Origin of the sequence: Streptococcus sp. HMSC078H03, from assembly GCF_001808655.1 — a bacterium.
GTDB lineage: Bacteria > Bacillota > Bacilli > Lactobacillales > Streptococcaceae > Streptococcus > Streptococcus salivarius_G.
In genome coordinates, this window is record NZ_KV794103.1 from 16,422 (window position 1) to 36,260 (window position 19,839).

22 protein-coding genes and 1 tRNA gene are annotated in these 19,839 nt (G+C 41.4%); 3 read left to right on the forward strand and 20 right to left on the reverse strand.

The genetic code is table 11. The features are described from left to right. Positions 1–302: 302 nt before the first annotated feature. Positions 303–1,496 (reverse strand): methionine adenosyltransferase, encoded by a 1,194-nt coding sequence (gene metK, locus HMPREF2607_RS05015; protein ID WP_014634398.1) that lies wholly within the window; start codon positions 1,494–1,496, stop codon positions 303–305. A gap of 279 nt (positions 1,497–1,775) precedes the next feature. On the opposite strand from metK, the gene birA reads away from it, so the two are divergent. Beyond that, complete coding sequence (gene birA / locus HMPREF2607_RS05020) at positions 1,776–2,714, forward strand: bifunctional biotin--[acetyl-CoA-carboxylase] ligase/biotin operon repressor BirA (RefSeq protein WP_021146940.1); 939 nt, start codon at positions 1,776–1,778, stop codon at positions 2,712–2,714. Here the strand turns inward: birA and HMPREF2607_RS05025 are convergent. The 4 genes from HMPREF2607_RS05025 to miaA form a co-directional block, all read right to left on the reverse strand. Next, positions 2,701–2,886: a DUF3272 family protein gene (locus HMPREF2607_RS05025; protein ID WP_002883500.1), complete on the reverse strand. Its 186-nt coding sequence runs from the start codon at positions 2,884–2,886 to the stop codon at positions 2,701–2,703. The two genes, birA and HMPREF2607_RS05025, sit on opposite strands and share 14 nt — an antisense overlap. 156 nt (positions 2,887–3,042) lie before the next feature. Further along, complete coding sequence (dnaX, locus tag HMPREF2607_RS05030) at positions 3,043–4,695, reverse strand: DNA polymerase III subunit gamma/tau (RefSeq protein WP_070476226.1); 1,653 nt, start codon at positions 4,693–4,695, stop codon at positions 3,043–3,045. Then, complete coding sequence (locus HMPREF2607_RS05035) at positions 4,695–5,195, reverse strand: GAF domain-containing protein (RefSeq protein WP_315940789.1); 501 nt, start codon at positions 5,193–5,195, stop codon at positions 4,695–4,697. Before HMPREF2607_RS05035 ends, dnaX begins: the two co-directional genes overlap by 1 nt. A 33-nt stretch (positions 5,196–5,228) precedes the next feature. After that, positions 5,229–6,140: a tRNA (adenosine(37)-N6)-dimethylallyltransferase MiaA gene (gene miaA, locus HMPREF2607_RS05040; RefSeq protein WP_021144285.1), complete on the reverse strand. Its 912-nt coding sequence runs from the start codon at positions 6,138–6,140 to the stop codon at positions 5,229–5,231. A 75-nt stretch (positions 6,141–6,215) separates the two neighbouring features. Between miaA and HMPREF2607_RS05045 the strand changes: the two genes are divergently transcribed. Next, complete coding sequence (locus HMPREF2607_RS05045; RefSeq protein ID WP_002883513.1) at positions 6,216–6,392, forward strand: DUF3042 family protein; 177 nt, start codon at positions 6,216–6,218, stop codon at positions 6,390–6,392. A 74-nt stretch (positions 6,393–6,466) separates the two neighbouring features. Beyond that, a complete protein-coding gene (locus HMPREF2607_RS05050) occupies positions 6,467–7,012 on the forward strand; it encodes a hypothetical protein (protein ID WP_037601141.1) in 546 nt (181 codons plus the stop codon). Between the two features lie 175 nt (positions 7,013–7,187). On the opposite strand, the gene HMPREF2607_RS05055 is transcribed toward HMPREF2607_RS05050, so the two are convergent. From HMPREF2607_RS05055 to HMPREF2607_RS05125, 15 genes are all read right to left on the reverse strand, one after another. After that, positions 7,188–7,259: transfer RNA gene (locus HMPREF2607_RS05055), tRNA-Arg, on the reverse strand. Between the two features lie 50 nt (positions 7,260–7,309). Beyond that, the gene (rplS, locus tag HMPREF2607_RS05060) at positions 7,310–7,657 is read right to left on the reverse strand and encodes a 50S ribosomal protein L19 (protein WP_002883489.1); all 348 of its coding nucleotides are present in this window, start codon (positions 7,655–7,657) and stop codon (positions 7,310–7,312) included. A 127-nt stretch (positions 7,658–7,784) separates the two neighbouring features. Further along, positions 7,785–9,011 carry a voltage-gated chloride channel family protein gene (locus tag HMPREF2607_RS05065; protein ID WP_060972694.1) on the reverse strand — a complete coding sequence of 409 codons (1,227 nt, stop codon included), beginning with the start codon at positions 9,009–9,011 and terminating at the stop codon, positions 7,785–7,787. Positions 9,012–9,020: 9 nt separating this feature from the next. Further along, positions 9,021–9,293, reverse strand: a complete 273-nt coding sequence (locus HMPREF2607_RS05070; RefSeq protein WP_048790577.1) for a chorismate mutase — start codon at positions 9,291–9,293, stop codon at positions 9,021–9,023. A 73-nt stretch (positions 9,294–9,366) separates the two neighbouring features. Beyond that, positions 9,367–10,902 carry a ClC family H(+)/Cl(-) exchange transporter gene (locus HMPREF2607_RS05075; protein WP_048790576.1) on the reverse strand — a complete coding sequence of 512 codons (1,536 nt, stop codon included), beginning with the start codon at positions 10,900–10,902 and terminating at the stop codon, positions 9,367–9,369. Positions 10,903–10,953: 51 nt separating this feature from the next. Further along, positions 10,954–11,397 (reverse strand): flavodoxin, encoded by a 444-nt coding sequence (locus tag HMPREF2607_RS05080; protein ID WP_002883520.1) that lies wholly within the window; start codon positions 11,395–11,397, stop codon positions 10,954–10,956. Between the two features lie 85 nt (positions 11,398–11,482). Further along, positions 11,483–11,854 carry a hypothetical protein gene (locus tag HMPREF2607_RS05085; protein ID WP_021144289.1) on the reverse strand — a complete coding sequence of 124 codons (372 nt, stop codon included), beginning with the start codon at positions 11,852–11,854 and terminating at the stop codon, positions 11,483–11,485. A 12-nt stretch (positions 11,855–11,866) separates the two neighbouring features. Further along, positions 11,867–12,586, reverse strand: a complete 720-nt coding sequence (locus tag HMPREF2607_RS05090; protein ID WP_014633224.1) for a matrixin family metalloprotease — start codon at positions 12,584–12,586, stop codon at positions 11,867–11,869. Between the two features lie 119 nt (positions 12,587–12,705). Beyond that, positions 12,706–13,488, reverse strand: coding sequence for an alpha/beta hydrolase (locus HMPREF2607_RS05095; protein ID WP_021146944.1), 783 nt, complete (start codon positions 13,486–13,488; stop codon positions 12,706–12,708). A 134-nt stretch (positions 13,489–13,622) separates the two neighbouring features. Continuing rightward, on the reverse strand, positions 13,623–15,284 hold the full coding sequence (locus tag HMPREF2607_RS05100) for a ribonuclease J (protein ID WP_002883527.1): 1,662 nt from the start codon (positions 15,282–15,284) through the stop codon (positions 13,623–13,625). Positions 15,285–15,463: 179 nt separating this feature from the next. After that, the gene (locus tag HMPREF2607_RS05105; RefSeq protein WP_002883503.1) at positions 15,464–16,222 is read right to left on the reverse strand and encodes an ABC transporter ATP-binding protein; all 759 of its coding nucleotides are present in this window, start codon (positions 16,220–16,222) and stop codon (positions 15,464–15,466) included. Beyond that, complete coding sequence (locus tag HMPREF2607_RS05110) at positions 16,219–17,088, reverse strand: ABC transporter permease (RefSeq protein ID WP_002883493.1); 870 nt, start codon at positions 17,086–17,088, stop codon at positions 16,219–16,221. Before HMPREF2607_RS05110 ends, HMPREF2607_RS05105 begins: the two co-directional genes overlap by 4 nt. 9 nt (positions 17,089–17,097) lie before the next feature. After that, positions 17,098–18,099 (reverse strand): tryptophan ABC transporter substrate-binding protein, encoded by a 1,002-nt coding sequence (gene trpX, locus HMPREF2607_RS05115; protein WP_014634336.1) that lies wholly within the window; start codon positions 18,097–18,099, stop codon positions 17,098–17,100. Between the two features lie 136 nt (positions 18,100–18,235). Further along, positions 18,236–18,457: a DUF4649 family protein gene (locus HMPREF2607_RS05120; protein WP_021144292.1), complete on the reverse strand. Its 222-nt coding sequence runs from the start codon at positions 18,455–18,457 to the stop codon at positions 18,236–18,238. 183 nt (positions 18,458–18,640) lie between these two features. After that, positions 18,641–19,839 (reverse strand): LPXTG cell wall anchor domain-containing protein (locus HMPREF2607_RS05125; RefSeq protein WP_141750990.1); only part of this gene is annotated, 1,199 nt, incomplete at its 5' end.

Consider the following 19,839-nt stretch of genomic DNA (forward strand, 5'->3'; position numbering starts at 1 on the left):
AACCTTATTTAAAGGTATTTCTTCTTACTCTATCAATCTAAAATGACTCTAGTTTTATATTTACATCGTCACTTTTATTATAGCAATTTATTCTTATTTTTCAACTCCTTTCAAAGGTTTTCACCAAAAGAATTTATCTATAGCTAGTAGTTTTTATCCTTAAATCACTCAATCCATAGGCTTTACAAGTGTTTAAAGTCAGAAAATTCATATTATTTATTTTCAAAACAAAAAAACAGAATTCAAAAAAATTAAATTCTGTTACTTTGATATTATTAAATTGAAAGTAATATTAAATCTTTTTAAGCTTCTACAGCCGCTTTGAGGGCATCTACCTTGTCCAATTTTTCCCATGGAAGATCGATGTCCGTACGTCCCATGTGACCATAGGCCGCTGTTTGACGATAGATAGGACGTTTAAGATCCAGCATTTGAATGATACCTGCCGGACGCAAGTCAAAGAGATCGCGGACAGCAGCTTCAAGTTTACTTTCAGCAACTGTCGCCGTTCCGAAAGTATCAACACGGACAGACACAGGGTTAGCAACACCGATAGCATAAGCCAATTGTACTTCTGCTTTCTTAGCAAGACCAGCAGCTACGATGTTTTTGGCAATGTAGCGAGCTGCATATGAAGCTGAACGGTCAACCTTAGTGGCATCCTTACCTGAGAAGGCACCACCACCGTGTCTTGAGTAGCCACCATAAGTATCAACAATGATCTTACGACCAGTCAAACCAGAGTCCCCTTGAGGTCCTCCGATAACAAAACGACCTGTTGGGTTGATAAAGAACTTAGTCTCATCATCCAAGTATTCGGCTGGAATAACTGCCTTAATGACTTTTTCAATGACATCTTGACGAATTTGGTCGTTAGTCGCTTCAGGATCGTGTTGCGTTGAGATAACGACTGTATCAACACGTACTGGTTGGTCATTCTCATCATACTCAACGGTAACCTGAGATTTAGCATCTGGACGAAGGTATGAAATCTCACCAGATTTACGCAAATCTGCCAATTTTTTAACCAATTTATGTGAAAGGCTAACTGGAAGTGGCATAAACTCTGGAGTTTCGTCAATAGCAAAACCAAACATCAAACCTTGGTCACCAGCTCCGATAAGATCAAGTGGGTCTTGATCACCAGTTCCACGAACTTCAAGTGCTTCATTGACACCTTGAGCAATATCTGGTGATTGTTCAATCAATGATGGGTGAACCCCTACAGATTCTGCCGCAAAGCCGTATTCTGCATTGTTATAACCAATTTCAGCGATAGTATCACGAACCACACGGTTAATGTCCACATAAGCTGTTGTAGAAACTTCACCGAAAACATGGACAGAACCAGTGTAGACAGCTGTTTCTGCTGCAACGTGTGCATCTGGATCCTCTGCTAAAATCGCATCAAGAATGGCATCTGAAATTTGGTCTGCAATTTTATCTGGATGCCCCTCAGATACTGATTCAGACGTGAAAAGTTTACGTTCTGACATATAAAATGTCCCCCTTTTAATATGAAAAATAGTATTAGATAGCACGGATTTAACCGTCTCCTAATAGGTAAAACGCTATGCTCCTGGTAGAGCTAAACGCCGTTAAAAAGTTACAAAGAACCAACAGCCAACTCTAGGATGACTGTTGCCTTATCGGGACTTAATAACTACCGTCTATTATATCATGTTTTTTCAGTCTAGTCATATAGTTATTTATTATCAAGCCTTATCAATAAGTTATAGTGAGCATTTTACCATCTTTTGTATTATACTTAGGATATGAAAACTTATGAACACGTTTATGACATCTTATCGAAGAGTCCTGATTTTGTGACGGGAGAGAGCTTGGCTAAAAGCCTTGGTGTCTCACGGACAGCCATTTGGAAGGCAATTCAAACACTTCAAGAACAAGGAATTGACATTACAAGTGTCCGCAAGAAAGGCTACTATTTAGAAAAGGGAGATATTCTTCTTCCTCAAGACATCTCTAAGCAACTCAACATTCCAGTCTACTTTAATCCAGATTCTAACTCTACCCAACTAGATGCTAAACATGGCATGGAAAAGATTAATCCGACGCCTGCACTATATCTGGCATCAAGTCAAAAGGCAGCCAAAGGACGATTTGAACGTCACTTCTTTGCCAGTCCACAAGGTGGTATCTACATGAGTATCCACTTAAAGCCCAACTGTCATTTTGAGGAGTTACCCCCTTATACGATGATGGTGGCAGCTGCTATTGTCAAAGCTATCCAGCGTCTAACCGGCATCAATACAGAAATCAAATGGGTTAATGACATCTACCTCAACAACAAAAAAATGGCTGGTATCCTTACCGAAGCCATTAGTTCTATCGAATCTGGTCGCATCACAGATGTCATTATCGGGATTGGGCTTAACTTCTCAATCACTGATTTCCCTGAAGAGTTAGCTAATAAAGCTACTAGTCTTTTTACTTCTGAAAAACCAAGCATCACTCGAAACCAGCTCATTTCAGAAATTTGGAAACTCTTTTTAACCATTCCTACTAGCGATTTGGTCAAAGTTTATAAAGAAAAGTCCCTCGTTTTAGACAAACAAGTGACCTTTGAACAAGCTGGAAGGACTTATACTGGTATTGCCAAGGAAATTGGCGATAAGGGCCAACTTCTCGTTTTTACTGATGATGGTCAGGAAAAATGGTTGACCGCTGGCGAAGTGAGCCTTACTTCTTGGTAGACTTGTCGGCTGCACGCGCAATGCGTGAAACAACGTAAGTTGTCCAAAGACGACGAAACAGTAAATAACCAAAAAAGGCTGTAAAAAAGTAATAGCCGTGCTGTAAACTGTAATTAAAACAAACCGTTTCAAAAATAGTTTCAAGCGTAATAAACAAAATTTGTTGAATCATAAGATTATTATATCAATAGATAGAGCCTAGGACAAGCAGTCTAGGCTCTTTTCATTTTTACACGGATGGAACAGCTTCAGAAATCTATCAAATTACACTGGACCTCCTCGCTTTTGTGTTTCTTGGCTCGGACCTAAAAAGGTCCACTGGACCTTTTTAGTCCTCTATTTCTACTACATCAGAGAGAAACTCGAGTTCTTGAGGGATATACTCTTCACGATCTTCTTTTTCTAATTCTTCTTTGGATTTGAGACTTCGTGCAAATTCTGTGCGGAGTTTTTCAAATTCTGCTTTTGGAACAGCCATAATATTAGGTGAGAAACCGGCAGCTGAACTCATGATATTACCAAACATATCATTGAGATCACTGCGTTTCATGACCTGTTCAGCATTAAAGGCAGCATTAAAGGCTAGGATGGCATTTTCCTGATTGGCTAATACAGGCTCTGAGCCATTCAAAAGTGCCCTATTTTGTGGGCTAATAGAATCCAAGATTTCAGGCCAAGTTGCCTTTAGGGCATCCAGACACTGGCGTGATTTCTGAGGATTTTCCATGGTTTCACGCATAATCGTGAGAATCTTTTCACGATCCACCTTGTACTGATAAGCAGGTTTGGCTTTTCGAGTTGGTGCTACTTCTCCTTGGACTTTGCCCTCTTTAAGAGCTTTACGTAGACCTTCTACCTCGCGACGAAGACTATCTAACTCTTCTTGTAAATTCCCTGGAATTTCTTGTGAAACCTGAGTATGAGTCTCTGACAATTTTATAGTCAGCATTTCCGCATAGATTTTAGGATGTGTTCCAGTTTTAATTTCTGGCAAGGCACTTGTAACCAAGTCAATCAATTGGAAAAGTCGGTCTTGCTCCAGAGAAAGATTCTCCTCAAAAAGGGGACTATGGTGACTGTTCTCTCCGCCCGCTTTGACAATCAAAAGATCACGGAAATACTCCAAGAGATCCGTCGCAAAACGGCTCATAGACTTACCATTATCAAAAAGAGTTTCAAGATTTGATAAAGCTTGCGTAGTCTCTTGATTGCGAACGTTAGCGACAAAACTATCTAAAGCTGTCAAACCAATAGAACCAGTGATTTCTTCAGCTACAGCTTGGCTGACATGATTGTCAGGAGAAAGACTCAGTGCTTGGTCTAAGATTGACAAAGCATCACGCATACCACCTTCAGCACGACGAGCAATAATGGTCAAAGTCTCATCATCAAAGGTTAATCCTTCTTTTTCCAGAATTGAAGCCAAATGCTCTTTAATAACTCCCTGCTTGATTGATTTAAACTCAAAACGTTGGACACGAGAAAGGATGGTTGCAGGAATCTTATGTAATTCAGTGGTCGCCAGAATAAAAACAACATTTTCAGTTGGTTCTTCCAAAGTCTTCAAAAGAGCATTGAAGGCACCTGTCGAAAGCATGTGCACTTCGTCGATAATATAGACCTTGTAAGTCGCACGACTTGGGGCATAGGTTGACTTATCACGAATCTCACGAATCTCATCTACACCATTATTGGAAGCCGCATCAATTTCGATAACATCTTCGAGACTTCCGTTTGTAATATCGCGACAAATATCGCAGTGATTACAAGGCTCACCATCAACTTGATTAGGACAGTTCATAGCCTTGGCAAAGATTTTTGCTGCACTGGTTTTACCGGTACCACGTGGCCCAGAAAAGAGATAGGCATGGCTGATTTTCTCTGACTCTACCGCCTGTCTGAGCGTGGTTGAAATCACTTTTTGACCAACCATTTCGCCAAAGGTCTGACTACGGTATTTACGATATAAGGCTTGATACATTAGTTTACCTCAAACATTCCAAATGTAAGCTCGGTTTTCTCGAGTAGAATTTTGACAAATGCTTCAAGATAATCTTGGTCTACATCGTTATAGTCTCCTACTTGGTGAGAATCCAAATCGAGAACACCAACTAATTTGCCATCTTTTACCATTGGTACAACAATTTCACTTCGAGCAGAGGAATCACAAGCGATGTAATTGTCGTGTTTGGTGACATCTTCGACAATTAGGGTTCTATTTTCAGCTGCAGACTGGCCACAAACACCCTTACCTAGGGCAATTCGAACACAAGAAACATTACCTTGGAAAGGACCAAGGATTAACTCATTCTTGACATTATCCATCAGGTAGAAGCCTGTGAACACAGAATTTGGCAGGGTTGTATTCAAGAGAGCTGAGGCATTAGAAAAGTTGGCCAAAGCATTGTCTTCATTGGCAAAAAGCACCTTAGCCTGTGCTAGCATTAATTCATAGGCTGATTTTTTTTCTTCGTTAGTCATAACTACCATTATAGCAAAGATTGGTTCTTAAAACTAAGATTGACCTACCTTTTCTCCTTCCCTTTCATTTAAAAATAATTCAAGATCTTGAACGACATTTTCAGGATATTCTGGACTAGAAATCTGATAAAACTTAACAGTCATTCGATTTCTGAACCAAGTTAATTGACGTTTAGCAAATCGACGCGTATTTTGCTTGAGTTTTTCCAAGGCTTCGTCCAAGCTCTGGTTCCCAGCAAAATAAGGAAACAACTCCTTGTAGCCTATACCACGAGCTGACTGGGCATCAGGATAATTATCGTACAGCCACTTGGCCTCTTCCAAGAGACCATGTTCAACCATCTTATCTACTCGTGTATTGATGCGGTCATAGATCAAGGAACGTTCATCATCTAATCCGATAAGATAGGGATCATAAGTCGTCTCAGTATTTTCAAGATTCTCCGAAAAACGATAAAGCTCAAGTGCTCTAATGGCACGACGACGGTTAATCTCTTTAATTTCAATACCTAAACGATCAATCTTGTCAAAAAGTTCCTGATCAGATAATTGCTCTAATTCCGTGCGATAGACTAAGACCTGCTCCTGATCTACCTGTCCCCCTAAGTGATACCCTTCTAGAAGGCTTTGTAAATAGAGACCTGTTCCTCCTACTACAATAGGCAGCTTACCACGACTAACGATATCTGTAATGGCAGCCTCTGCCTCTGTCACAAAATCATAAGCTGAATAGGTCTCATCAACATCGCGAACATCAATCAGATGATGTACTGCAGCTGCCTGCTCTTCAGGAGTGGCCTTGGCGGTTCCTATATTCAATTGTCGGTAAACCTGCTGGCTATCTCCTGAAATAATTTCGCCATTAAAACGCTTGGCCAATTCAATTCCAAGCGCTGTTTTTCCCACAGCAGTAGGACCAGCTACTACAATAAGTTTGGTTTTCATAATGTTTTCACTTGCTATTCTAGATATTTTTTTAGATAATATAAGCATATTATAACATATACGGAGGATAGTCTCATGGCTAAAAAACATTCATTCGCTAAAGGTGTCGCTACTGGCGTTATCGGAACTGCTGCTACTGTAGCAGGTGCTGTCTTCGCAGTTAAGAAAACTATTATCGAACCAGAAGAAAAGAAATTGGCTTTCATCGAAGAAAACCGTAAAAAAGCAGCTCGCCGTCGTGTAAGCCGCTAATAATGAGAACCAGGGAAACCTGGTTTTTTACTGTTATTTTTACTCTTCATCTATGACTAGGAACGGAGCCAAATTTGAAAAGAAAAAAATATAATATCATCACCTTCTCTTTGCTAGCTTTCTTCTTTCTCTTCGGTTTTTTATCAAAACATTTAAAAGAACCTGTAAAGCCAGCTGCAAAAACGCATCACATCTCTCACAGCCTTTCATCAAAAAGTAGCTCATCTCATAAAAAAGAGAATACTAAATCATCAAGAGCTACTTCGACGGAAGATCATAAGAAGGAGGCTAAGGACGAAAATAAGCATCAAGCATCTCCTTCTGCTCAAGAAGCAAATCAAAAACAAAACAACCAAACACCTCATCAAGATGGAAATCAAGATAAATCCAAGCCTGCTGAAGGCGGACGAGGTTGGGGCGGGCCAGAAGATGGCTCTTATGCCACTAACGGAGGAGGCGGTGGTGGTCACGATGCAGCCTTCGCCGCAGGTGCTGGTGGAGGAAGCAATCCCGCAAGCTCAACTGATCAGAGCAATGAGTGGGTTGACGACGTTGATAACACTCCTTACGAGTACCCACGAGCATCATCAAGTACAGATACAAGTGCCAATTCCAATTAATGAGATAACAGACTACTAATCATCACCAGTATTCTATTTTGAACCCTAGTTAGGACTAATCCTGACTAGGGTTTTTGCTTATCAAAAAAACACCTATAATTCAATAGGCGTCAAGTACATTTGGCTTCAATTTGGGGCAAAATAGCTTAAAACCGCATGGTTAAAGGCTTAAAAATGTCCCCTGCCGGAATCGAACCAGCAACGACTCCTTAGGAGGGAGTTGTTATATCCATTTAACTAAGAGGACTTATGAAAAAATCTGCCACGAGGACAGATTTTTTATGTGAAATCTGTAAATTATTTACGGATTTCTTTGATACGTGCAGCTTTACCTTGCAAAGCACGCAAGTAGTAAAGTTTAGCACGGCGGACTTTACCGTAGCGTACAACTTCAATCTTTTCAACACGTGGAGTGTGGATTGGGAAAGTACGTTCTACACCGATACCGCTTGAAATTTTACGAACTGTGTACATTTCTGAGATCCCTTGACCTTTGCGTGAAATAACTACACCTTCAAAGATCTGGATACGTTCGCGAGTTCCTTCGACAACTTTCGCGTGAACGCGAACAGTGTCACCAGGACGGAATGATGGGATGTCAGTACGAAGTTGACCTTCTGTCAAACTTTGGATCAATGGATTCATTTTTATATACTCCTATCTTACTAATCTTAAGAGCAACCTCTGTGTCTCAGCGGATTAGCCGTTATTTTTGTGTGTCCATTACACACTCCTAGTATCTTATCAAAAAATTATCAGGATGTCTAGTATCTTATTGCATTTCTAGCATTTTTTGTTGTCCATAAATGCTCGTCTTATGATTAATGAGATAAGCAAAAACCATGACAATCGCATAAGGGACTGCATTAGCGGGACCAAAGACTTCAACTCCAATGAAAATAGGTGCTAAAAGGGTATTGGTACTGCTACCAAAGACAGACAGATAGCCTAGACCTGCTACAAGTGGAATTGGAAGTCCCAGAACTGGTGCTAGAACAGCACCAAGACTGGCTCCGATAGCAAACAAAGGGGTTACTTCTCCTCCTTGGAAACCAAGAGATAGGGTAAAGACGGTCAAGAGCAATTTCAAGAGCCAATCCAATGGATAAATGGTCCCACCACCAACACTTAAAGCAATCAAATTCGTTCCAAGACCTGTATAACGTCCCTTCCACAAAATCAAAAGAAGACAGGTTAAGACGACACTTCCTAAGAGAACACGATAATAAGGATTTGGGAGCAGACTTGCTACTTTCTTTTTAGCTAGTGACAAGAGATAAGCAAAGAGATTTCCTGCTAGACCAAAGGCCAGACCTAAAAGAGCTAATTTAATAAACGTCCCAAGGTCAATACTCAAACTTTCGGAGACAAAGTGGCTAAATTTTTCAAGACCTAAGAGATGGCTTGTCGTACTAGCCACAAAAGATGCAATAAGAGTCGGTACCAAGATTGGCAGACTTAACTGTCCTAGAGTCAATACCTCAAGCGCAAAGAAGGTCGCGGCGATTGGTGTTTGGAAGAGCCCTCCAAAACCAGCGGCCATCCCCATGGTCAAGAAAATACGTGAAGCATTCGGGAGCTTAAAATAGCGACTAAAAGCATGAGAAACTGTGGCCCCCAGTTGTACAGCAACTCCCTCACGACCTGCAGAACCCCCGAAAAGGTGGGTCAGCCATGTGGTTACAGTCACCAGTGGAATTAACCTTAGGGGGACTTGATCCTCCTCATTATGTCCAACCTTGAAAATCAAGCCCATCCCTTGTGCTGCCTTGCCTGCAAACCTTTGGTAAAGGTAAACAATCAAAAGCCCAGCTATAGGAAGCGCTGGGACTAGATAAAAGAGATGGTGGTCCCGATATTCTGAAAGTCCTATGAGAACACGACCAAAAATAGCATCAATCAGCCCAACCAGCGCCCCTAGAAAGACAGCATAGAGACTCAAAATCACTAAATTGGAGTATGAGAGACCTTGACTCTCACTTAATTGTCTAATTTTCATCTTAATAGCCTACCTTCCTTCAAGCTTGCCTATTTGATAAGTACGAGAATGTTTCATAATATCCGCAAAACTAGCAACGATAGCTTCTTTATATTCAGGATTAACGACACTATCACCTACTTTGTCTAGCAAGGCTTGCTCTCGTTCGGGATCATAAATCGCCTTTCCAGTGCGTTGTTTATAAGCACTTACTCGAGTTACCAATTTCATACGTTCTTCCAACAAAGCCACGATCTCATTATCAACGGTGTCAATCTGTTGGCGAATCTCATTTAAGTCCATACTGACCTCCTTTTTTCTCTCCATTATAACAAAAATGACCTGAGGACAAAAGAGCCTCAAGCCATTGAATTGCTTATAAAAAGAGTTTTCTTACCTGACTGATATTACCTTCATTAACAACTAGATACAGGGTTGCTCCTGCTTTTAGACGTGTGTCTCCATGAACAACCTCAGACTGATCTTGAAAAATCTGAGTGGAAATCAAAACCCCATCAGGTAAGGTTAAATCCTTAACCAATCGACCAGCTAGACTATCTGTAACCGGCAAGTCAATCATCGTCGGTATATTATCAACTTGCTCTTGTTCGTGAGCAATCAGATTGTGAAGCATGGCTTCATAGACAGGTTCTCCTCCCATGAAATCCATAACTAGATAGGCAATCAGGGTCACAACTCCAATGGTCATCAATTGGTGAAGGTCACCCACCATCTCAGTTACTAAAATCATAGCAGTTAGCGGTGCCTTAGACACAGCACCGAAATAACCAGCCATACCAAGAATGATAAAGATAGGAAACTGAACGGGATGTAAAAAGCCTAGGTTTTCAAAAGCTGCCGCAAAGACGCTACCAGAAAGAGCACCTAGAGTCAAAATCGGCAAGAAAATCCCACCAGGAAAGCCAGAACCAAAGGACAGCATACTCCAAATAAAGCGGATAGCCAAATAGAGGATAGCCACAGTTAGAGCAGGATGTAAACCATTTAAGGCAAGAATCAATTCATTCCCGCCACCTAAAAGATGTGGAAAATAAAGGCCAATAGGAATGATAAACAGAACTGCCAAAAGGCCATGAAAATGAGATGGCAAGTGGAAGATTTTCCCTAACCCTTGGTAGACCTTACCAATACGTAAGACAACCCACTCATAACCGTATCCAAGCACACCTAGAAAAATCCCCAAGACAATAAGAATCCAATAATCCTTCAAAGGAAATACGGGTAATTTTTCTGTCATAGCAAGGACTGGTACCTGGCCAAAGATGCGTAAGGAAACAGCATTGGCCACTAAAGATGCCGTTAAAGCTGTCACCCAAACATGACGAGAGAAATGATGATAGACTTCTTCGACGACAAACAAAAGACCAGCAATTGGGGCATTGAAGGCAGCCGATAACCCTGCTGCTGCTCCTGCAGCAATCAAGACACGCTTCTCACGTGCAGAGAGCTTAAGTCCCTTGGCTAATCCCTTAGCAGTCATGGCACCTAGTTGAATACTAGGTCCCTCACGTCCCAACATCAGTCCCATTGAAATCCCAAGGACTCCACCTAGGAATTTACGCCATAAAACTGACCACCAAGACGGATGTAAGAGCCCCATCAGTTCCCCTTCAACATGGGGAATCCCTGAGCCCTTGATGTCTTTTTCCTGCTTAATAAGGTAACCAATAAAAAGGGCAATCAAGAGATTAACAAGTACAATTCCCAGAATCAGGAGGGGATTATGAAGGGCGTCTTCGTAAATAGCTACAGAAAATGCGGCCCCTTTGGCAATTAACCAACGAAAAAGACTGACCACTGCTCCTGCTGTCACCCCCACTAAGAGCCCTCGCCAAACAGACCAAAGGAGATGTTGAGATTGCGTCCTAAAATCTCTTTCTATTTCATTCATAAAAACTCCATTTTTAACTACAATAAAAGCAGACTTTACTCTGCTTTTTTCTTATGCTAATGCTTCTGAAACTTTTTCAGCGAAAGCTTCAAGATTTTCGATATCTTCATCTTCAGCAGAAAGGTCAACCTTGACGCTATCAGCACCTTTAGTCGCCCCTGTGAATGTGAATTGATTTTCAAACTCATCCACTGAATGACAGAAATAATCGTAGAAGGTATCTCCTGAACCTACAACACCAAAGATTTTACCTGACAAGTCGAGGTCAGCCAAATCTTCGTAAAAGTCAACGATTTCATCTGGCAACTCACCATCACCATAAGTGTAAGTCGCTACGATACAGATGTCCGCATCTTCAAAATCAGCGGCATCAACCGTTGTACACTCGTCTACATCTACAGTGTGACCCAATTCTTCCAATTTTTTGGCAACGATATCTGCGATTTCTTCCGTGTTACCGGTCATACTGGCATAAACGATTTTTGCTAAAGCCATAATGTCCTCCAAAATAATAAATTAGCTATATTATATCATATTTTTTCAGAAAATAAATGACCTAACAACTCAAAAAAACTGCCCATCAGGACAGTTTTAGATTTTGTAAGAGTTCAAAGTGTCGATAAACTAGCCATAAGCCAAGACCAACTATCAGAATGAGAATCACTGCTCTCATGAGACCTCTCAGAAAAGTCAAGAGCCAAGTAAGAAGCATAGAGGTGATTAGCCAACTCCAACCAGAGGCCCCGTATAGGGTTTGAATACTCTCAATAGAATGGCTGGTCAGCATTTTTACCCAATTGGGAATATAAATCCAAATACCTTCACCTGATAGGCCCAAACGATTGGCAATCATGGTTCCTGTTGTTTGCAACCAAGTAAAGACCCCAGCATTGAAAAGAAAAAGGAAGGTTTGCATGGGGTAACGTCTAGCAAGGCGTTTCAAATAGCGCATGACAGCCCCTCCTTAATTAGCATAAAGAGCATGGACCGTATCAATATCCACCTGTTGAATCCCGTAATAAGATCCTGCTGATTGCATAACGGATGTCTTAGAGTCATCATGGTCTAAGCCAATGGCATGTCCCAATTCGTGTTCAGCCGTATTCACAATACGCTTGTGAGTATAACCAAAATCACTATTCAAGAGGAAATAACGGTTCAACTTCACATCTACATGAGTGATGCGATTGGTCAAAACATTGGTTTGAGTGTCTGCTAAACCTGCTGCCTGTGAATTCACATCGGAATAGTCAGTCGCAACAATGTCAGCTGTTGAGGCATCATCAGTTAAAGTAAAGATGAAAGCACCCGTGTTATTCCAGTTGGTGATAGCCTCCTTATAAGCAGCTACCAAGGTTTCATCGGTAGACTGAATATAGATGCTAGCTGTATTTTGTGCCCATCTAGCTCCATTAGACTCTGGAATGGTATCTGTCGTTGATAGGTTAGAGACAACTTTCTCAACGTCACTAGTACTGGTTCCACTAAAACCTAGCTCTACTTGATGAAAGGCTTGGTTAATGTTTGTGGCTAAGGTACTTGAAGAATTATTGGCATAGTAGACGAGTCCATAACCAATAAGGGCTAGGACTAGGGCAAGTTTAAATATAGCCCAAATAAGATTCCAAATAAATTGTAAAAGAAGTTTGGGAATATAGAAGATTACTCTGAATAATTTTTTCATTATTGAGCCTCCTTTTCGAAACTTCCCCTAGTATATCAAGCTCTAATAGTTCTGACAAGCAAAAAATATCACTTTAAGCTTTTATCATCTCTTTGATAAGATGTTACAAACTTGACCTATTAAGACAAGCGTTCTTCTTTAACGTAATCAATAGGTAACCATTCTAAGTAGGCTTCTAGTTGTTTTTCCCAGTAATACCACTCATGTCTTCCATGGTCTGTGCTGTAGTCAATGTCTAAACCAAGGGCCTTCAAATCAGCAACTGCCTTATCTTGAGAATCAAAAAGGAAATCCTCGAGGCCACACCAGGCAAAGAATTTGGTTTTCTTATCATGTTGTTTGGCTAGGTTAACCAGTTTATGCTGCTTAATGTCTTTTCCTTCCAAATCGCCAAAGACTCCTTGCCAGTATTCCTTAGACTCACTCGTTTCATCTGTAATCATCTCTACTGATAATCCAAGGGCACCAGAGAAGGAACCCGCACAAGCAAAGTTATTTGTCGTTAAGGCTAGTTTGAAAGAACCATAGCCACCCATAGAAAGTCCAGCGATAAAGGTCTTTTCACGCTTCTTAGTCATACTAGGGAAGAAACGTTGCATGACTTGAGGAAGCTCCTTAGCAATGGCATCGTAATACTTAACCCCGTAATTGGTATTTGTATACCAGCCATTTTCAGAATTAGGCATAATAACAATGAGATTAGTCTTACGAAGGAGACGCTGAATATTGGTACGGAAGGCCCAAGAATTATGATTGCCCCCCATGCCATGAAGGAGATAGAGAACTGGGATGTCCGTATCACTTTCCGTTTCAGCAATCTGATCACGATCTGGATAGATGACATCCACTTGGCGGTATTGTCCTAGAACATCTGATGAGTATTCAATTTGAAAAAAAGCCATTTGTTTTTCCTTTCTTAATGTTAGAAAAGCTGGGACACCCCCAGCTTTTGATTTTAGAACAAAGTCTTGTTAAAACTTTCCTCAATGTCTATGGTGCAAGCGACACGCTCACACTCTTATGTTTTAGTCAGTTATTAGCGGACTTCCATGACAACTGGAAGGATAGCTGGGCGACGTTTGGTTTGGTCGAAGAGGAACTTAGCCACATCGTCTCGGACAGCACCTTTAAGTTCACCCCAGTCGAAGCTGTCTCCTGCCAAGTAATTTTCAACGGTAGCATTAACAATGTCAGCAGCCTCACGGAGAATATCACGGCTCTTCTTCACATAAACGAACCCACGTGTATTCACACGCGCTTTAGAGACAATCTTACGTTCCTTCTTGTTAACAGTGATAGCTACGATAAAGATACCATCTTCAGACAAGACCTTACGGTCACGAAGGACGATATTACCCACATCACCAATGGCATTACCATCAATCATAACATCACCAGCTGGGACAGCTCCTTCATGAAGGAAACCTTGATCCTCTGACAAGTGCATGATGTCACCGCGTTTAACGATATAAATATTTTCTGGAAGAATACCAACTTCCAAGGCTAACTCTGCATGTGCTTGAAGGTCACGGTACTCCCCTTGGACAGGGAAGAGATACTGTGGACGAAGGAGGTTAATCATCAATTGAAGTTCGCGAGCATTGGCATGTCCAGAAACACGAAGGCTCTGCGTAATCATCTTAACAGTTCCACCAGCTTTATAGATAGCGTTGTTGACACGTGCCACTACGGCTTCCTTAGCAATGCTTGGAGTTGTAACGATATAAACCAAATCTCCATCCTTGATTTGAACGTAACGGTGACGACCAACAGCCATCTTTTGAAGGCCATCGATTGGTTCACCCATACGACCATTTTCGAGGATAATCAACTCGTGGTCTTCAAACTTGTTCATGTCTTTTGGTTTGACAATAAGTTTTTCATGCTCCACAGTCAATTTTTTGAGACGAATGGCTGTGCGGACAATATTTTCTACGTCAAAACCCGTAAGAACAACACGACGTCCGTGATCAGCAGCTGAATCAAAGACTTGTTGAATACGTACCAAGTTTGAGGCAACTGCAGCAACAATAACACGTCCTTCTGCATCAGCAATAACTTGGTCAATTTCTTGGCCCACTTCTGCTTCAGAAGCTGTTTGTTCAGTACTTGTCGCATTTGCTGAGTCTGACAAGAGGGCCAGAACACCTTCACGTCCAATTTCAGCCAAACGACCTAAATCAGTTTTGTAGTAAGGACGGGCAGCTTGGTCAAACTTGAAGTCACCTGTATAGACAATATTGCCTTGGTCAGTGCCAAGAACAATCCCCATTGATTCTGGAATTGAGTGAGTTGTTTTGAAGAATGAAACCTCAGCATCCTCAAATTCAATTTCAGTTTCTGCGTCAATAACATGGAAATTATTGAATTTCTTAACGCCAGCATTCTTGACAAAAAGTTTAGCTAACTCGATTGTGAGGGATGATCCAAAGACTGGTGCTTTGACTTCTTGCAAGATATAAGGTAGGGCACCAATGGCATCGGCGTGTCCGTGAGTTAAGAAAATCCCTTGGATACGATCTCTATTTTCAATCAAGTAATCTAAGTTAGGGATGACAAAGTCAACACCAAGTTGTTCATTTTCAGGATACTTTAGACCAGCATCCAAGATAAAGATAGAGTCGTTAATCTCAACAATATAGAGGTTCTTAGCATTTTCACGTACTCCACCTAGGGCAATAATTTTAATATCGCTCATGCTTGTTTTTCTCCTTTTTAGTTTGACTCTCTTCTAGAGCCTATTTTTACAGACGGTCCAAGAAGCTGAACGTTCGTGCGAACAGTCTCCTTGTCGATTTACAGGCCACAACAAAAAGTTGCATACCCTTTAAGTATACAACTTTTTGGCTTATTTTACAATTTAGAGTCAGACTAGGCTTACTCAAACATAGCGTAGTAGTCTGTGATATCCAATTGACCTTTTTCTTCCTTGGTAAGATCTTTAATGATTTGACCATCCTTCATAACAATCAGACGATTTCCATATTTTAGGGCATCTTCCATGTGGTGGGTAATCATCAAGGCTGTTAGATGGTCTCCCGTCACAAACTCATCAGTCAACTCCATGAGTGCTACACTGGTCTTAGGATCCAGGGCTGCAGTGTGCTCGTCTAAGAGCAAGAGCTCAGGACGTTTAAGTGTCGCCATCAAAAGACTGAGAGCCTGACGCTGACCACCTGAAAGGAGACCTGCTGGTGTATCTAAGTGCTTTTCTAAACCATTACTGATACGTTCAATCAGACCTTGGAACTCCTCTGTGTAGAGATGAATTTGGCGTGATTTAAGCCCTCGTTTTTCACCACGGTATTTGGCAATCAAGAGGTTTTCTGCAACAGTCATACGAGGAGCTGTCCCCATTTTAGGATCTTGGAAGACTCGTGAGAGGTACTTAGCACGCTTCTCAGCAGGCAGAGCCGTAACATCTTCACCCATGATGAAAATCTGACCACTGGTCAACATGAGTGTCCCTGCAATGACGTTGAAGAGGGTTGATTTTCCGGCACCATTTCCACCAAGAATGGTAATAAAATCACCTTCTCTAATGGTAAGATTAACATGGTCCAGGATGGTTTTTTCGGTGTCAAAACCGTTATTGACCTTAACAGTCGCATCTTTGAGTTCTACAATAGCTGTCATCGTGATAAGGTCACCCCCTTAAAGAATTTTCGGCGTAGGACAGGCGAAATCAAACAAATAGCCAAAACAATTGCACTAAAGAGTTTGAGGTAGTTAGTGTTAAAGCCAAGAGCAATAACCGCTGTCAAAAGGAACTGATAGAGGATTGAACCAATACAGATGGCAATCAAACGTTCCAACAGAGTCAAGTTAGTCGCATAAAGGACCTCACCAATGATAATGCTGGCAAGACCAATAACGATAACCCCAATCCCTTTAGAAACGTCGGCATAACCGTCCTGTTGGCTAATCAAGGCTCCTGAAAGGGCAATGATACCGTTTGAGATAACGAGACCCATCACTTCCATATTGTCTGTATTGATACCAAAAGATTTGGCCATGTCTCTATTATCACCTGTGGCAATATAAGCTTGACCTAGGCGCGTGTTAAGAAAGGCAATCAAGGCAGTGATAACAATGGTCACAGCAATGAGACCAACAATCAAGAGGTTGTAGTCCTTGCTGAAAGGAAGTAAATCTTGGATAGTTTTGATATCAAGAAGTCCCAGGTTGGCCCTCCCCATAATCATAAGCATGACTGAGTTAAGAGAGGTCATGACCAAAATCCCTGCCAAAATAGTAGGAATCTCTCCCTTAGTATAGAGGAGACCAGTCACAAGTCCGGCACCACAGCCGGCCAAAACGGCAACCAAGGTTGCTAAAATTGGGTTCCAACCAAAGTTCATAAGGGTTACTGCTACTGCCCCACCAAGAGGGAAGGAACCTTCTGTTGTCAAATCAGGAAAATCCAAGATACGGAAAGTCATGTAAATCCCAAGACCTAGGATTCCGTATAGAAGCCCCTGATAAATAGATGAAATAATCATAAGTCCTCCTTATTTATCAGCTTTAACAGCGATATCTGACTGTTTAAGCACATCGTCAGGGATGGTGATGTTGAGGTCTTGAGCAACTTTAAGGTTAAGTGTTGGTGTGCCATCATCGATAACATCTACAGGGACATCCTTAACTTTTTTACCTTTAAGAACCTTAACGGCACTACGAGCTGTAGCCTTTCCAAGTTCATATTGGCTTTGAGCAACTGAAGCCAAACCGCCCTCTTTCACCATCGTATCAACTGTCGTATAAACTGGAATCTTAGCCTGGTTGGCTGATGAGATTACTGTTGAAAAGGCTGAGGCAATAGTATTATCTTGAGGCGTCCAGATGGCATCTACCTTACCAGTCATGACTGACATGGTTGTATTGATTTCATTGGTTGATGGGACGGCGTACTCGACCACATTTAGACCATCTTTTTCAGCGTATTTCTTAAAGCTTTCAACCTGTGATTTGGAATTGTCCTCACTTGAAGCATAGAGAATACCAATCGTTTTGGCATTTGGTGTCAGTGATTTGACCAATTCTACTGTCTGCTTAATCGGCACTTGGTTAGAGGTACCAGTGACATTGCCTTCCGGATGTTTGAGATTCTTAACCAATTTTGCCCCAACAGGGTCTGAGATAGCCCCCATGATGACTGGAATATCCTTGGTAGCTGCCGCTAGCCCCTGTGCTGCTGGTGTGGCAATACCGATAACGACATCGTTCTTGTCATTAACCAATTGTTTAGACATGGTTTGAATTTTAGACTGGTCTCCTTCGGCATTTAGGAGGGTGATTTTAACCTTGTCCCCCTTATAACCAGCTTCCTTAAGGCCATCCTCAATTCCCTTCTCGATTTGATCCAGGGCGTCGTGAGTCACGAACTGGAGGATCCCTACTTTGACGACCTTATTGGCATCTTGGTGTTCTTTTTTGAAAAGATCTGTACCAATAGAACCGAGCGTCAAGATAGCTAAGAAAACCAAAGTCCAAATTAAACGCTTGTTTTTCATATGTGTCTCCTTCTATAAATTCTTCCTTTCTATTGTAAGTCATTTTCAGTCAATTAGCAATATTCTTAATTTATAAAAATTACACTGCTCAAAGAAAAAGAACCAGAACACGATGTCTGATTCTTTTCCCTTATTATTAGTGATATTGTGCCAAGTCTAGCTTCATAATATAAAAGTAAAGGTCACCATATTGTCCTTTGTAGCCAATATCATGTCCGTTTATCGTTACCTTAGTGACTGGCGTTGCATCTGGTAAGGCAATCCAACAAGCTTGCTGGGCTCTGACAAATTCATTGTAATCTTCAAAGGAAGTGTGTTTTTCTTGCTTGGCGGTATTTAAATAAGTTACTTCAATCATCGAGGGACCTCCTTATAATCCTTTACATAAGGTCTAGATTACGCTTCCTAGAGAGCAAAGTCAATCATGACGACTTGAAAAACAGCAGGCTGGACCATACAAATAGACCCCATGGCAAATACCATGAGGTCTATTTTAATTGAAATCTGGATTCTTAAGCTCCTATACGACCGTTAAATCATTTTAACGTTTGCGTCGTTTTGTGCCATAGAGTCCAAATCCAGCTAGAAGACTTGCCAAACCAAAGATTGCAAGGTTTGAATCCTCACTACCAGTTTCTGGAAGTTGAGCTGTCTTATCACTTGGATTGATAAAGTGAGCTTCTTCTTTTGTTTCTGGAAGCACTGGAGCCTTAGGCTCTTCTGTTTGTGGAGCTGGCTGTGGCTCTGGTGTCGGAGTTGTATCCGGCACAGGTGTTGGAGTCACAATTTGTTTGTAGATGTGTTGAGTATTACCATTTTCATCTACAATTGTCTTCACAAATTCATAACCTGGGATTTCTTTCTTAGGTTGTTGGCCATCTTCGGTTGGATAACCAGGGATTGGCGTACCATTTTCATCAACATATGACGTCGTTACTTGCTCGTAGACATGTTCGATATCACCATTAGGTAATTTCTTAGTTTCTACGAAGCGGTAACCTGGAATTTCAGCTTTTGGCTGTTCACCATCAACTGTAGGATATCCTGGGATTTCCTTACCTTCTTTATCAACAAACTTAGTGATTGGAAGGACAGTTGGTGTGTAGGTTGCTGAAGCCTTAGTTCCGTTAACATCTTCACGAACCACTGTGACTGCTGGGGCAGTTCCTGTAAATTCAGTTTCTGGTGTGAATGTTACAGTGCCATCTGCAGCTACTGTGTAAGTTCCTACACCTGCAATAGTCTTAGTTGTTGAGCCATCTTCAAAGGTAGCTGGTACTTGGTTATTCATTGGTACACGGCTATCGCCTTCTGTAAATACTGGCTTACCTGTTTGCGTTTGGCCTTTATTTCCAATTGAGGTAACTGATTCTGCAGTTGGTGTTACTGGTGTTACTGTTGGCGTGTAGGTTGCTGAGGCTTTTTTGCCGTTAACATCTTCACGAACAACTGTCACTGCTGGGGCAGTTCCAACGAATGATTTTTCTGGAACAAAGGTTACTGTTCCGTCTGGAGAAACGGTGTAAGTTCCTTCACCTGGAATAGTCTTGGTAGTTGAGCCATCTTCAAAGGTTGCTGGAACAGCATCATCCATTGGTACACTTGGGTTACCAGGCATGAAGCTTGGTTTACCTGTTTGGATTTGACCTTGAATGTCTATAGATGTTGCTGGCTCAGCAGTTGGTGTTACAGGAGTTACAGTTGGTGTGTAGGTTGCTGAGGCTTTTTTGCCGTTAACAT

Excerpts from the sequence above, each read along its gene's own strand:
- HMPREF2607_RS05090 (WP_014633224.1), bottom strand. The coding sequence starts at position 12,586 with ATGAAAAAATTATTCAGAGTAATCTTCTATATTCCCAAACTTCTTTTA.
- HMPREF2607_RS05120 (WP_021144292.1), bottom strand. The coding sequence starts at position 18,457 with ATGATTGAAGTAACTTATTTAAATACCGCCAAGCAAGAAAAACACACT.
- HMPREF2607_RS05045 (WP_002883513.1), top strand. The coding sequence starts at position 6,216 with ATGGCTAAAAAACATTCATTCGCTAAAGGTGTCGCTACTGGCGTTATC.
- HMPREF2607_RS05025 (WP_002883500.1), bottom strand. The coding sequence starts at position 2,886 with ATGATTCAACAAATTTTGTTTATTACGCTTGAAACTATTTTTGAAACG.
- trpX (WP_014634336.1), bottom strand. The coding sequence starts at position 18,099 with ATGAAAAACAAGCGTTTAATTTGGACTTTGGTTTTCTTAGCTATCTTG.
- HMPREF2607_RS05080 (WP_002883520.1), bottom strand. The coding sequence starts at position 11,397 with ATGGCTTTAGCAAAAATCGTTTATGCCAGTATGACCGGTAACACGGAA.
- HMPREF2607_RS05085 (WP_021144289.1), bottom strand. The coding sequence starts at position 11,854 with ATGCGCTATTTGAAACGCCTTGCTAGACGTTACCCCATGCAAACCTTC.
- metK (WP_014634398.1), bottom strand. The coding sequence starts at position 1,496 with ATGTCAGAACGTAAACTTTTCACGTCTGAATCAGTATCTGAGGGGCAT.
- rplS (WP_002883489.1), bottom strand. The coding sequence starts at position 7,657 with ATGAATCCATTGATCCAAAGTTTGACAGAAGGTCAACTTCGTACTGAC.
- HMPREF2607_RS05100 (WP_002883527.1), bottom strand. The coding sequence starts at position 15,284 with ATGAGCGATATTAAAATTATTGCCCTAGGTGGAGTACGTGAAAATGCT.
- HMPREF2607_RS05105 (WP_002883503.1), bottom strand. The coding sequence starts at position 16,222 with ATGACAGCTATTGTAGAACTCAAAGATGCGACTGTTAAGGTCAATAAC.
- birA (WP_021146940.1), top strand. The coding sequence starts at position 1,776 with ATGAAAACTTATGAACACGTTTATGACATCTTATCGAAGAGTCCTGAT.
- miaA (WP_021144285.1), bottom strand. The coding sequence starts at position 6,140 with ATGAAAACCAAACTTATTGTAGTAGCTGGTCCTACTGCTGTGGGAAAA.
- dnaX (WP_070476226.1), bottom strand. The coding sequence starts at position 4,695 with ATGTATCAAGCCTTATATCGTAAATACCGTAGTCAGACCTTTGGCGAA.
- HMPREF2607_RS05095 (WP_021146944.1), bottom strand. The coding sequence starts at position 13,488 with ATGGCTTTTTTTCAAATTGAATACTCATCAGATGTTCTAGGACAATAC.
- HMPREF2607_RS05110 (WP_002883493.1), bottom strand. The coding sequence starts at position 17,088 with ATGATTATTTCATCTATTTATCAGGGGCTTCTATACGGAATCCTAGGT.
- HMPREF2607_RS05075 (WP_048790576.1), bottom strand. The coding sequence starts at position 10,902 with ATGAATGAAATAGAAAGAGATTTTAGGACGCAATCTCAACATCTCCTT.
- HMPREF2607_RS05035 (WP_315940789.1), bottom strand. The coding sequence starts at position 5,195 with ATGACTAACGAAGAAAAAAAATCAGCCTATGAATTAATGCTAGCACAG.
- HMPREF2607_RS05070 (WP_048790577.1), bottom strand. The coding sequence starts at position 9,293 with ATGGACTTAAATGAGATTCGCCAACAGATTGACACCGTTGATAATGAG.
- HMPREF2607_RS05065 (WP_060972694.1), bottom strand. The coding sequence starts at position 9,011 with ATGAAAATTAGACAATTAAGTGAGAGTCAAGGTCTCTCATACTCCAAT.